The organism is Gottfriedia acidiceleris (genome assembly GCF_023115465.1).
GTDB lineage: Bacteria > Bacillota > Bacilli > Bacillales > Bacillaceae_G > Gottfriedia > Gottfriedia acidiceleris_B.
In genome coordinates this window covers 2,119,089-2,133,202 of record NZ_CP096034.1, presented here as the reverse complement: position 1 = coordinate 2,133,202, position 14,114 = coordinate 2,119,089, and the positions used below count along the sequence as shown (strand labels likewise).

Annotated in this window: 11 protein-coding genes; 3 read left to right on the top strand and 8 right to left on the bottom strand. The window is 31.9% G+C overall.

The annotated features are described in order from the left end of the window. Nucleotides 1-242: 242 nt before the first annotated feature. From MY490_RS10390 to MY490_RS10380, 3 genes are all read right to left on the bottom strand, one after another. On the bottom strand, nt 243-932 hold the full coding sequence (locus MY490_RS10390) for a response regulator transcription factor (protein ID WP_248269118.1): 690 nt from the start codon (nt 930-932) through the stop codon (nt 243-245). Beyond that, nucleotides 929-2,035, bottom strand: coding sequence for a sensor histidine kinase (locus MY490_RS10385; RefSeq protein WP_248269117.1), 1,107 nt, complete (start codon nt 2,033-2,035; stop codon nt 929-931). Before MY490_RS10385 ends, MY490_RS10390 begins: the two co-directional genes overlap by 4 nt. 216 nt (nt 2,036-2,251) lie before the next feature. Beyond that, a complete protein-coding gene (locus MY490_RS10380; RefSeq protein ID WP_248269116.1) occupies nt 2,252-3,295 on the bottom strand; it encodes an ATP synthase beta subunit C-terminal domain-containing protein in 1,044 nt (347 codons plus the stop codon). Between the two features lie 363 nt (nt 3,296-3,658). Between MY490_RS10380 and MY490_RS10375 the strand changes: the two genes are divergently transcribed. Beyond that, nucleotides 3,659-4,039: a collagen-like protein gene (locus tag MY490_RS10375; RefSeq protein ID WP_248269115.1), complete on the top strand. Its 381-nt coding sequence runs from the start codon at nt 3,659-3,661 to the stop codon at nt 4,037-4,039. A 167-nt stretch (nt 4,040-4,206) separates the two neighbouring features. Here the strand turns inward: MY490_RS10375 and MY490_RS10370 are convergent, their stop codons facing one another. From MY490_RS10370 to MY490_RS10360, 3 genes are all read right to left on the bottom strand, one after another. Continuing rightward, on the bottom strand, nt 4,207-4,620 hold the full coding sequence (locus MY490_RS10370) for a GGDEF domain-containing protein (protein WP_248269114.1): 414 nt from the start codon (nt 4,618-4,620) through the stop codon (nt 4,207-4,209). Between the two features lie 138 nt (nt 4,621-4,758). Further along, nucleotides 4,759-5,295 carry a GNAT family N-acetyltransferase gene (locus tag MY490_RS10365; RefSeq protein WP_248269113.1) on the bottom strand — a complete coding sequence of 179 codons (537 nt, stop codon included), beginning with the start codon at nt 5,293-5,295 and terminating at the stop codon, nt 4,759-4,761. 105 nt (nt 5,296-5,400) lie between these two features. After that, nucleotides 5,401-6,291 (bottom strand): DMT family transporter, encoded by an 891-nt coding sequence (locus tag MY490_RS10360; RefSeq protein WP_248269112.1) that lies wholly within the window; start codon nt 6,289-6,291, stop codon nt 5,401-5,403. A gap of 154 nt (nt 6,292-6,445) precedes the next feature. On the opposite strand from MY490_RS10360, the gene MY490_RS10355 reads away from it, so the two are divergent. Beyond that, nucleotides 6,446-7,420, top strand: coding sequence for a ring-cleaving dioxygenase (locus MY490_RS10355; RefSeq protein WP_248269111.1), 975 nt, complete (start codon nt 6,446-6,448; stop codon nt 7,418-7,420). Between the two features lie 395 nt (nt 7,421-7,815). After that, nucleotides 7,816-9,411, top strand: coding sequence for a peptide chain release factor 3 (locus MY490_RS10350; protein WP_248269110.1), 1,596 nt, complete (start codon nt 7,816-7,818; stop codon nt 9,409-9,411). A 56-nt stretch (nt 9,412-9,467) separates the two neighbouring features. On the opposite strand, the gene MY490_RS10345 is transcribed toward MY490_RS10350, so the two are convergent. Further along, a protein-coding gene (locus tag MY490_RS10345) for an IS3 family transposase (RefSeq protein ID WP_282439856.1) occupies nt 9,468-10,798 on the bottom strand; the annotation gives its coding sequence in 2 pieces (ribosomal slippage) (nt 9,468-10,411 and nt 10,411-10,798; 1,332 coding nt in all). Nucleotides 10,799-11,022: 224 nt separating this feature from the next. Then, on the bottom strand, nt 11,023-14,106 hold the full coding sequence (locus tag MY490_RS10340) for an MMPL family transporter (RefSeq protein WP_248269109.1): 3,084 nt from the start codon (nt 14,104-14,106) through the stop codon (nt 11,023-11,025). Nucleotides 14,107-14,114: the final 8 nt, after the last annotated feature.

The window sequence follows — 14,114 nt, the reverse complement described above, 5'->3', positions numbered from 1 at the left end:
AGATCTAAAACTACTATTATCAATTTCTTAAATAATTCTTAAATCAATTCTTAATTGAAAAAATGCTTTTTATTTAACGACCAGAATAAGTTACTTCCGCACTGTTTTAATAATAAAATAGTTGTATTTATTTTGATGAAGTATTGAAATGAATCTATCTTTTCATTGAATATGAAAAAAAGTCATCCTATAAGCCAGTTTACTAACTCACAAGATCACCCATTAATTTAAATTAATGAAATTTAAACTTTAAACCGATATCCCGCTCCCCATATCGTCTCAATATAATTTGGGTTGGACGGGTCAACTTCTATTTTTTCTCGGATTTTTCGGATATGAACAGTTACAGTAGAAATATCTCCAACTGTTTCAAATCCCCAAATTCGATCAAATAATAATTCTTTACTAAATACTTTATTTGGATTTGAAGCAAGAAAGGTAAGTAAGTTAAATTCCTTCGTTGTGAATATTTTTTCTTCTCCATTAACGAGAACTTTTCTAGAATCTTTTTGAATTGTAAGACCTCTAATTTGAATTTCTTCTTCATTAATTTGACCTTTACTTGCTAAACGTTGATACCTTGAAAGATGAGCTTTCACTCTGGCTATTAATTCACTTGGACTAAATGGTTTCACGATAAAATCATCTGCCCCTAGACCAAAACCCCTAATTTTATCAATATCTTCTGTTTTTGCTGAAACAATTAGGATCGGAATGTCTTTACTTTCTCGGATTTTTTTACATATTTCAAATCCATTTAATTCTGGTAACATTAAGTCGAGTATGATTAAATCATATTCATTCGATATAGCTTTTTGAAGTCCGCTTTTTCCATTAGATTCTATTTCAACTTCAAAATCATTTATTTCTAAATAATCTCTTTGTAATAATGCGATACTTTGATCATCTTCAATAATTAAAACCTTTTTCATTTTGTCACCTTTACTATTGATTTCTTATTTAATGAAAGAAAAATGTTTGTATATTCACCAATTTGACTTTCTGCCCATACTTCTCCACCGTGCTCTTCAATGATTCTTTTTGCAATAGCCAGACCTAATCCAGTCCCACCTGTTGATAGATTTCTTGATGGATCGGCTCGGTAAAAACGATCAAAAATAAACGGAAGCGCTTCATTCGAAATCCCTTTACCGTTATCATGAAATTTTATCTTTATTTTTTCTTTGTCATCTATTAATTTTATGGAAATTTGTTTTTCATTTTTATCCATGTATTTCAAACTATTTTGAATGATATTTGTCATTACTCGTTTGAATTGTTCCCGGTCTATTAGTACAATACTATTTTCTCGATCCACATTCTCACTAAAAGTAATACTTACATTTATCGGTTCTAAATCAAATTTCAATTCCTCGATTCGATCGACTAAATAATCGTGAATATTAACTTCTTCAAAATGAAATGGTACTCGTTTTAAATCTAACTTCGAATAAAGGAATAGTTCATTAATTAATTGATCCATATCCAAGGTTTTCAGATAAATTGTTTCAATATACCGGTCCATTTTTTCTGGTGTATTCGCCACACCATCTTTAATTCCTTCAATATATCCCTTTATTGAAGTAATTGGCGTTTTTAGATCATGTGAAATATTTGCAATTAATTCTTTACGATTTTCTTCGTATTTTTTCTGTATTTCAGCTGACTCTTTTAGATTTTTTCTCATTAATTCAAAGCTAATGGCTAATTGACCGAGTTCATCATTGTTTATTGGTTTAACTTCAAAATTTAAATTCCCTTCACTTATTTGTTTAGCAGCATTTGTAAGATTTTTTACTGGTCTTAGTATACTTCTTGAAACAAAATAGGATAGCACTCCATTTGTAATTGCAAAAATAGGGACGATCATCCCGAAACGGAAAAAATAAAATGAATGTGGTGGATGACCATTAAATTTAGGTACAAACACTTTATAGTAAAACACACCGAGTAAAATCTCGATGAGGATAAAAGAAATGATTGGAATAACAATCATTGCTATATTAGATAAGATTAACCGTTTTCGAATCGACAAATAAATTCCAACTTTCAGACGTGTGATGAACTATAACTTTATTTCAGTTTTTGATACTTGTTTGTGGCATAGTATAAATCGAAAAAATTAATTCCCCATTATTAAATTCTTAAATAATTCTTAAATTTTATACTTCCATCCGCCAGAAAACCATATTTAAGTAAAATAAAAAAAAGTGTGACACAGGCATTAGTGTCACACTTTTCATTAACTTTTCTACAAACTACCAATAAAATTCATTTTATCTACTTCCATTGAATCGTAAGCACCATCGATTAGTTTTCGAACATCTTGTAAGGTATTTTGCAAATTAACAGATGCTCCTTTTGTACCTGTGAATTCTTCTGCTACGAAAAATGGTTGAGTTAAATAGGCTTCTAATAATTCACCACGTTTATATGTTAATTTTTCATTTTCTGGTAATGAATCTAATCCATGTACTGCTACGAATGATCTTAACTCGCGATATCGACGTAGTAATTTCTGAGCTGCTTTTTGCACTTGGTTGTGGGTTTGATCTGGTTGATTATCTTCTAAAACTGTGGATGTTGAATGAATAGGATTAATTGCAGGGTATTTATGTCTAAAAGCTAAGTCTGCATCAAACTGCCATAATGTTTCTAAAGGTCCGTAAGGGAAATCTTCGTCCACCGCTTCTCCTTTTAAATCAACTAAAAAAGTCGTTACATCTTCAATACCGATATCTGCTAATTTTTGTTGTAGTCGGTTTATATCACCTGTAATGACGTTTGAACGATCTGCTGCAAAAGCAAACTCAACATTTTTTCCCGCTTTTGCAATCGCTTCATACACTTCATCAATTGAATAACATACTAAATTTACATCAGCTAAAATATCGTCAATTTCAGGATGCTCACCTTCTGGTTTTAGTAAAATCGTATAATATGAATCACTCTTTAATTTATAAAACATTTCCGCTAATACAACTAATTGGCCCATACCTGGTCTTGCAACCAACCCGACTGTTCCACCTTTTACTAATGGAGCAAATAAATCAAGCGTTTTTATTCCTGTTTCAATCATCTCAATCTTCTCCCCTCTAATGATCAGTTCATCCAATGTACATTCTGCTAAAGCAGCTAAAGCGACTAGTGTTCTTACTTCTGAGCGACCAATTGGAATTTTTCCAGTACATAAATTTGAAACAGTTGCTGGTCGAAGTCCAACAGATTTCGCAGAAGTAGTCAAACTTGGTACTCTTCGGCGTAACAATGCGACATTCAAACGTATATTTTCCATTTTTCTCCTCCTTTAAGTTTAATTTATTCGAATTTACAGAATTATGCAAGCGTTTTTTACTTTAAAGAGTATTTTTTTTACCTTAAAAAGTAAAAACGGATATTATTCACTAAAAGCGCTATATTTTTGGAAATGATTTGGTTTTTTTAATCAGGTAGAACTAAATAGAATTTCCTATCTATGAACATTAAAAAAAGAGTAGTGGATTAGTCTTCTCTTTGATGTGATTCAAAATGAAACAGAAACCTTTATAAAAATGTTATTTCAAATATCCTATTAATATGGATATTTAACTATCAGCCCAAACAAAAAACATTAATTTTCATACTTTAATAAAGATAAAACTAAAAAGGAGTTGATAAAATGAACTTTTTCCCTCAATATCGGACATTTCCTGGCTTTCCAGGACAACCGGGCGGGTTCCCAGGGCAACCAGGTGGATTCCCAGGATTTCCGGGACAACCGGGTGGTGGAGGTCAAGGTCAATCTCAAGGTCAACCGACTGCACCACCACCTTCATTTACACCACAGATGTCGCAAGCTACAGCATTTGCAGTAGATCCAGGTGCAATCGCTGGTTGTAGATTTAGAAATACTTATGTTTGGTTGAATAATGGAGAACAATTTTGGTACTTTCCAACCTTCGTGGGCAGACATTCAGTTTCAGGCTGGAGATGGATTGGCTGGAGATGGGTTTTCTTTGGAATTGATACAAATCGAATTAGATCGTTTACATGTTTCTAAAAAACTATGCTACTTTAAAAAGCCTTGTGATTAATGATCACAAGGCTTTTTAAACGAACGACATTTCCAAATTACTAGAATATACTTTTACTTGAATTCTACCATTCATCTTACCCAAATACAGAGCTTTGTCTGCAAAATTTATGCCATCTACAATGTCAATTGAATCATTTGGCACTAAATTTTACCAACCCAATACTAACACTTACATATGGGGAAACGAATGACTTTTCATTCGGAATCTTTAAATCTACTATTACATTTCGAATTTTTTCTGCAATATTTACTGCTTCTCTTTCACTTGTTTCTGATAATATACCTACAAACTCTTCTCCACCATATCTTGCAGAGAAATCATTATCTCTTAATAAATTGATCGAAATGCCATTTGCTACAGCTTGTAGACATTTATCTCCTTCTAAATGACCATCAGTATCATTGAATATTTTAAATGAAACAATATCACCTACAATAATTGGATATTCTTTTTGAAATTTTTGCTTTAAAAAATGTTGAATTCGATTAAACCCAATTAAGAAAAATATAAACAATGAAAAATTAAAAAATAAATCTTTAAACATATTTACACCCTTATAAAATCATTATCTTTCTAATTATATAAATGCTCTAATTAGATTATAGTTCGTCTGCTAGTAGATTTAAAATTTTATTCATTTGAGTGTCTATAATAGAGCCATTAAAACATTTTATTTTCAGTACTATTTAATAAATAAGCCCATCATTAAAGTATTAGAGTACTTTCCATTTATATAAGTATCTTCTTTCATTACCCCTTCAATTTCAAATCCTAAATTTTTATACAATTGAATGGCTGTAAGATTATCTTCATTCGTAACTAATTGAATTTTTCGAGTTAGATCATTATGTTTAGCCCAATCAATTAAGGATTGCATTAATAACTTCCCTAAACTTAATCCCCAATATTCTTTTTTAACTACAATACCTAGCGTACCAACATGCTTAGTACGTTCCTTTTGACTGGAATTGATTGAACCAATACTTATTATTTGATCATTGATTGTAACTAATAAAATAATTGAATTATTTTCATTGAAGGTATCTTCTAAAAATGTCTCATATTCTGCTTCATTTCTTTTAAACTCATTTCCTCCAAATGATAAAAAGTTCGTTTCCCCACCTACGATGTTATAAAAATCTATAATAGATTTAGCATCAGTTCCTATTGCTTGACGAACTTTTACTATTTTTCCATTTTTTAATTTTAATTCAAACATTCTATTTTACTCCTTTTCAAATTAAAAAATAGCTATATAAATAGCCATTTTAAACATTTACATATTATTAAACTAATAGTCAGAATACAGTTTATCATATACATTTTAAAAATCCATTTTATTCTCTACACTCTTTCTTTTCTCACTAGTAAGAACAACTAAAAGCGCTCCACATAGAACAATACTCCCACCTATTATTTGAAGTAAACTCATATTTTCATGAAATAGAATGGTTGAAAAAGTGATTGTCACTACTGGTTCAACCATACTTAATACTGCCCCTTTTGTCGGTCCTATTCGTTTTACACCAGCAAAAAATGTACCCATTGATATAACACTTGATATAATCGAAATACCTAAAATTGAGATCCAACCAATAAATTTAAAATGAATATGTATCGTGCTTGTCGATACGCCAACTAGTAAAAATGATATGCTTGCAAATAGAGAAATATATGCACTTGTTACTAGTGGAGGAACATGGATTGAAACCCTCCCACCAACTATTATGTATATTGAGTAAACTATTGCTGCTGCTAGTGCTAATATAATTCCGATTGGATTTATATTTTCCGCAGGAGCTCCAAGTACTAGTACAATTCCAATCAACGATAGTACAATTGATAACATTATATTTTTTGTTAATTGCTCTTTATTTACCAAAAAAGATAGAATCGCTACAAAAATGGGATATAAATAGAGAATTAATGCAGCTAATGAAGCAGGAATATATTTTACTGAACTGAAATAAAAACTTGATTGAAGCATATACAATATTCCACCTAGTAAAACAAACAATACTAATTGTTTTTTCGTAATTTTAACTAATTTTTTACTAACCACTAAGTAACTAAAGAACATAATTGTTGCAAATGTAAACCTTAAAAATAATAATGTATTCACACTTACATTTTGATCATAAGCATAAAGTGCAAAAATAGGCATTAATCCAAAGGCTATTGCAGATATTAATATTAATAAATAACCAAAATACAAAGCATTTTCCCCTTTCCGAACCATTTATCTGAATATTATAATTATTAGATAACAGTTTAACATAAAACTCTATTTCAATCTCTAGCCATTTACAATGTGTACATATAAATAATGCAGGTCATCGTTTAAATAAAAATTTAAGGGAGTGATGAATGTGGAATTATTGGCAATCCATCATGTTTCACTACTTACTACAAAGGCTGAAAAAAATTACGAGTTTTACACTAAGGTTTTAGGGATGAGACTTGTTAAGAAAACTGTAAATCAAGATAACACTTCCAGTTATCACTTATTTTACGGTGATGCAAAAGCAAATCCCGGGACAGAAATAACCTTTTTCGATATCCCTCATCTAGGAACTACATATCCAGGTCACTCGATCGTATCTTCAACTTCATTAAGAGTGGCCACAACTGAGTCACTACATTATTGGAAGAATCGCTTTGAAAAGCTTAATATTTCACATGATGAAATAATTAAAAGAGCAAATCGAAATACACTCGCATTTCAAGATTTTGAAGGTACAAGATTAATTTTAGTAGCAGATAATGGTGAAAAAGGTATTTCACCGGGTACTCCTTGGAATAAATCAGATATCCCAACCGAGCATGGAATTCTTGGCTTAGGTCCAGTGACACTTACCGTAAAAGATTCGATTCCTACAAGTAAAACTTTAACGGAAGTTTTAGGATTTAGACTTGTTGGTACTTACCCTTCTACTGAAGGGAATTTTGCAAGTATAGAAGTTTACGAAACTGGATTAGGTGGTGCTGGAGCAGAAGTGCACTTAGAAGTAAGACCAGACTTACCAAGAGCCAGACCAGGACGAGGTAGTGTACATCATGTAGCTTTTAGAGTACCGAACGAAGAAGAATATAATAAATGGGCCGACAAATTAAATTCACTTGGGATCATGAATTCAGGAAAAGTAGAACGCTACTATTTTAAAGCACTCTATTTTAGAGAACCAAATCATATTTTATTTGAATTATCAACTGATACCCCTGGATTTGATGTCGATGAAAATATTGAAACTTTGGGTGAACGATTAGCTTTGCCCCCATTTCTAGAGCCTAAACGTGCTAAAATCGAAGCAAGTTTGCGACCATTAGACTTTAATCAAAAATAATATGAGTACTCACATTAAGAGGGTTCCCAAAAATAAAACAATATGGGCACCCTCATTTTTTAACGGTAAATATGGAGTGGAAGATGAACTGTTGGAAAAGAAGAGTGGCCTGGACTGCAAATAAAATTGATAATTACCTATACCAGTAAAGGTATTGAAAGCTAAAAATTATACAATAGTAAAAAATTAAAAATGGAGAACTACCAAATATGCTCCAACACATACAAAGTTGTATAAAAATAAACGATAAAAAAGAAAATTCTTATTTCATAACTTGGTAATACTTTGTATATAACTTAGTTACTAACTGTTTCATCAAACGCTGAATTCTAGTATAATAGATAAGATGTAAAAATTTGTTTATGATCTTTGATTTAGAAAGGACTTTATAATAGATGGCAAATAAAGAATTAATTAATCAAGTTGCTAAACGCCGTATTTTTGGGATCATCTCTCACCCGGATGCTGGTAAAACAACTTTAACTGAAAAATTACTACTTCATGGTGGAGCAATTCGTGAAGCTGGTACTGTAAAAGCTCAAAAAAATTCAAAATATGCAAAATCTGATTGGATGGAAATTGAGAAGCAACGTGGAATTTCTGTTACTTCTTCTGTTATGCAGTTTGAATACGATGAAAAAATGGTGTCAATTATGGATACTCCTGGTCATAATGATTTTGGTGAAGATACATATCGTGTACTAACTTCTGTTGACTCTGCAGTTATGGTAATTGATGCTGCAAAAGGTATTGAGGCACAAACTAAGAAACTTTTCCAAGTTTGTCGTTTACGTGGTATTCCTATTTTTACCTTTATGAATAAATTAGACCGCCAAGCTAAAGATCCATTAGAATTAATGGAAGAATTAGAAGAAGTTCTAGGAATGCCTTCTGTTGCAGTTACTTGGCCAATTGGTAGTGGAATGCAATTTGAAGGTGTTTATGATCGATTAGAAAATGAAGTTCATCTTTTCCGTAAAGATGAAGTGATTAAACTTGGTCAAGATGGCGTTCATGGTCCTGAATTAGAAGCACATTTAGAGCCTTCCAATTTAGAAAATTTACGAGATGAAGTTGATCTTTTACAAGGTGCAGGAAATGAATTCAATTTAGACTTAGTTCGAGCTGGGGAACTTACTCCTGTTTTCTTCGGTACAGCATTAGTCGATTTTGGGGTAACACCATTTTTAAATCATTTCTTAGATATGTCACCTGCACCGGGACCTCGTAAAACAATTAATGGTGAAGTTAATCCAACTGATGAAGTATTTAGTGGTTTTATCTTTAAGATTCAAGCTAATATGAATCCTGCTCACCGTGACCGTATTGCATTCTTGCGAATTTGTTCGGGCGTATTTGAACGTGGAATGAACGTTATGCTTTCTCGTACAGGAAAACAAATTAAATTAAGTCAATCAACTCAATTGATGGCTAATGACCGTGAAACGATTGACCGTGCATATGCAGGTGACGTAATTGGTATTTACGATTCAGGTACTTATCAAATCGGAGATACAATAACATCTAGCAAACAAAAATTATTCTTTGAGCCATTACCTACATTCCCACCTGAGTTATTCTTACGAGTTAGCCCAGTTAACTCATTAAAATCGAAACACTTCCATAAAGGTGTTGAGCAATTAGCTCAAGAAGGTGCAATTCAAGTTTATAAAAATGAATTTAATGAAGTCATTTTAGGTGCTGTAGGTCAACTTCAATTTGAAGTATTTGAATACCGCTTAAAAAATGAATATGGATCTGATATCCGTAAAGACCATGTTGATTTCAATATAGCTCGATGGGTTAAAACAGATGACGTAAAAGGACTTAAGAAATATCAAGATATGCGGAACATGCTTGTTTATGACCGTTTCGAACGTCCTCTATTCTTATTTGCCAATGAATTTACGTTTAATCGTTTTAAAGAACGTCATGAGGAATTAGAATTAGTTGAAGCTCTTGATGTTAATAATGAAATACAAGTGGACTAATAAAAAAGTGGATGTTTTTTAAAATGTACCCTTTGTAAAGGACATTGAAAAAAAGTCTATGCAACTTTAAGGAGATGATTTCTGTATTGAACAGGGGTCATCTTCTTTAAATTCCACTGATATCTATAATGATTGTAATAGTTCATATAATGTTTTATTTCTTTATTAAGCTCTTCTAAATTTTGACATGACTTAATAGAGGCTTCATCTTTAAAATGGCCAAAAAATGATTCTTGTGGAGCGTTATCCCAACAGTTTCCACGTCTAGACATTGATTGAATTAAACCTAATTTTTTTACTAGTTTTTGAAAGTTTGGGTGTGTATAATGTGTTCCTTGATCTGAATGAATGAGTGAACCTTCTACTTTCTTAAAGTTACGATTCCTTTTTAACTTCCGAAGAGTATCTGTAGCTAACTCCATTGTTATTCGGTCTGAAACATGGTATGCCATTATTTCATTTGTTGAACTATCTAAAATTGTTGATAAATATGCTTTCTGACCTTTACCATATTTTAGATAGGTTATATGTGTTAGAAGTACTTTCCCAGGTACTTCTTGTTTAAATTGACGATTCAATCGGTTTGGCACAACCCTATGTTCTTTTGTAGCCTTCATCATTCGTCTGTAGGGATTTGCCTTTCTAATTGGGCAAACTATACCGTATTTTTTCATGATTCTTCGTATACGTTTTAAATTGTAGACAATCTTAAATTGACCCGCCAATGTACTCTTGATTTGACGTGCCCCTTTTTTATAACGTTTAAAGCGATAAGCCTTTAATATATTTACCCTTACAATTTCATCCTTTTCATCTTGTTGCTTTCTTCGTTCTTGTGACTTAATAGAAAAGTAATGATAATAACCACTTCTTGATACGCCAGCTATCTTACAAAGGTAAGTTACCATATGTTTTATTTCAAACTTTTCAATTATGGAACGTATTAGAGTATATTTTTGGCTAGGAGAAATAACGACTACTTCATCCTCCCTTCTAAGAAACGAATCTTTTTTAGTAGTTCATTTTCAGCTTTAAGTAGATTAATTTCTGCTTCTAAACGAGCGTTCTTTTCCTCTAAAGTTAGTTCTCTATTTAAAGGTCTTCCTGAGCTATCGGATCTCGTGTCACGAAGACCAAGTTCACCATTCTCTCTATACGCAGAACGCCATCTACTACCAGCAGCTTGAACTCTTTTCATTCCAATCACTTCTATATCAAATCCACACTCTTCAAATATTTGTCTTGGTAATTTTCCTTTCTTATTTTCCGAAATAAAAATACGCTTGAACTCATCGGTGTAAGTGATCCCTTTCGAACTAACTGACTTTACGTGTTGGTTTTTGGAAAGTAGATTAATTTCTTTATCTGTAAATATTTTATCGCTCATCTAATATTTCCCCGATCCCGTTTTTTCTAATTATAAACAAAAGTACCCTATAGAGGTCACTTTTTTTAAGTGTCTACTCTATAGGGTACATTTTATTTAGCATCCACTTTTTTTTGCACAATTAATGGTAATTTATTTTTAGAACAAAAATCCTTAATAAAAAAGCCGAACCTACTATTATTTGGATAGCAAGTCGGCATTTTTAAACTAAATTTATTAATCTATTAAATTACATGTTTTTCTGTATCAACATTTGCTTCCTTGTTTCTTGAAAATAGATTAGCCAATGCTTCAGGTAATGCAATCATTGCTGGTAAAAAGATTGGTAATAAGATGAAGCAAAGTACGACTAGACCAGTTATTACCGCTATTGCTAATTCAAACAATAAAAGGATTCCAGATGGCATAAGTGTTGCAAATGTACCACCAAGTATGATTACAGCTGAAATAATGACTCCACCAGTATGCTTAGATGCTAATACGATAGCCTCTTTTGGTGCCAAATGAGTATATTCCTTAAATCTCATCATTAGGAAAATACTATAATCCACTCCTAAAGCTACGATAATTATGAAAGAGAAGAAGGGAACAAAAGAAGATATTCCTTGATATCCTAGCAAATCTATGAAAATATAATTGATCATAAACATAGCGCAGTAGTATGCTCCTAAAAGTGATGCAGTGATAAATACTGGTGTCCAGAATGATTTTATCACTAGGAATAATACAAGTAATACCCCAATAATAACAATTGTTGTTGTTTTATTTAAGTCACTACTCAAAATATTGTTCATATCATTTGTTGTTGCACTTGGACCTGAAACACCTGACTTTGCATTTGAAAGTTCTGTGCCTTTAAGTCCACTTTTAACAGCCGAACTTATTTTATTGATCGTATTTAAAGATTCTTTTGAATATGGATCATTCTCCAAAACAATTGTTAGCTTTGTAATCTTTTTATCTTTTGACATAAACATGTCTAATGATTTTTTAAAGTTCTCGTCAGTTAATGCTTCTTTTGGAATAAAGAAAGTTTTATTAGAATTATACTGAGTTAAGAAATCATTTGTCTTTCCTAATCCGTCAGATATTTTCTCTAACCCACCGTTTACATCTGATAGTTTTTCCCCGAAAGTACTAAAGCCATTGATGCCAGATACTAGTTGTTGCTGACCTGATTTCATTTGACCAAGTCCATCTGATACTTTATTCATATTTGTGACAATTTTTCCAATTCCAGATGATGCATCGCTTAAGCCACTTTCAAGTTTTTTCAAACCATCAGCCATTTGGGTTAAACCATTACTCATACTAGAAAGATTACTGTTAGCAGTAGCAAAACCAGCAGTTACAGCATTATAATTCTCATTTAAAGCTTCGATTCCTTCTGGAGTAATTTGATTTAAGGAGGCAACCGTTTGATCAATCGTTTGCTTTAAAGATTGGTAATTTACATCATCTTTTGAATTCGAATAACTACTACCTAGTGCTGTCACCATTGATTGCATTTGAGAAATTGCGCCTTTTAGACCAAGAAGTGCTTGTGCTGATTCTTGGTAATGAGTTCCTAGTTCCTTATAACCCGATTGCATCTTCTCATAATTTTTTGTTAATAATGTAACACCACTACTCATTTTTCTTAGATTCATTTCGATCGTTGCTATACCACTAGAGATTGATTGAGATTTACTAGAACCATTGCCAATCCCTGCTTGAATTTGTTTTAATCCACCACTTAATGCTGTCACACCATTTTGTAGTTCCGTTGTTCCATCTACCATTTGGTTAACCTTTGAGAAATCCGCTGATCCTAGTTTATCTTGGGCCAAACTTAATCCGTCATGTATTTCGTTAACTCCATCTTTTGTTTTTGAAATACCATCTGTCACTGTACCCATTTGACGATCAACATAAAAACTATCAATTTGTTTGCTTTCAGGTTGTGTTACTGAAGAAACTTGCTTAACACCCTTTATCTTCTTTAGTCGTTTTGTAACATTATCAATTACTGCAAGTGATTGGTTATTATCAAGCGCTTTGTTGTTTTCAATAACGACTGTTGCAGGCATTGCCTGACCTTTACCAAAATGATCTGAAACGATATTAAATCCTTTTGATGAAGGATATTTATTTCCCAGTTCTCCAATTGTATCAAAGTTTAGCTTTTCTTGATGGAAATAGACCATTGGAGATAAAATTAATAGTATTACGACAATTGTTATAATTGGTTTCTTTATGGCAAAAGCAGACGAATTACCAAAAAATTTATTTTCCTTGTGTCCCCCAACATTTTTAGATGGCCAGAAAAGTTTTTTTCCTAATACCTTCATTATAAATGGTGTTAACGTCAAAATTTCTAATAATAATATGCATACACCTATAACAACTACAACACCTGACTTATAAATTGGAGATTCTGCAAATACAAGTGCAAGGAATGCAATAAACACAGTTAAAATACTATAGGCAATTGTTTTACCAGCCGTTTTATATGTGTTTACAATTGATTCATCAACTGAATGTCCGAGTGAAAGTTCCTCTTTGAAACGATTAAAAAGGAGTATGTTGTAATCAGTACCAATCCCAAAAAGAATAAGTACTAAAAGCATTTGAGTAAGACTAGTAATTGGAAATCCAGCTTTATCGATTAATTGGGCAGCTATTCCCATAGAACATAGATAAGAAAATGCAACTGCAATCAATGATACAAATGGTGTAACGATTGATCTAAACGCAAGAATAAGTACGACTAAAATAAAAATAACTGTCAAAGCAGCACTTTTTTCGACTCCCGCTTGCGAAGCTTTTAAATAATCATTATTGATAAAATCTTCACCACTTAAATAATATTTAACTGGTACTTTACTTAATTTATTATCTATTTGCTTTTTAATATCATCTATTTCTCTTCCGTTCTTATCTAGCTTATAACTCACCATTAGTGTGGTTCCATCTTTTGAGACTAATGAACTTTTTGCATTTGGAATATTAAAAGGATCAATGATTTCCGAAATTCTAAGTTCTTTACTACTATCATGTATTTCTTTAACAGCATCACCAATTTTTTTCATTTCGTCATTTGAAATTTTATTTTTATCATAAAAAACAATCAGATTATTCGTTCCTTTTGCAGAATCCATTTTTTTGAGGATATGATCTGCCATAACAGAAGGTGAATCACTATTTGCTCCTTCCTGCCCCTTATTCCGCAGAATTGCATTTATATCAGGCTGAAGAACTGTTAACAATACTGTTGCAATCAACCATATGGAAAAAATGATCCAACGACCCTTTATGATTTTGTTCACATGGTCCC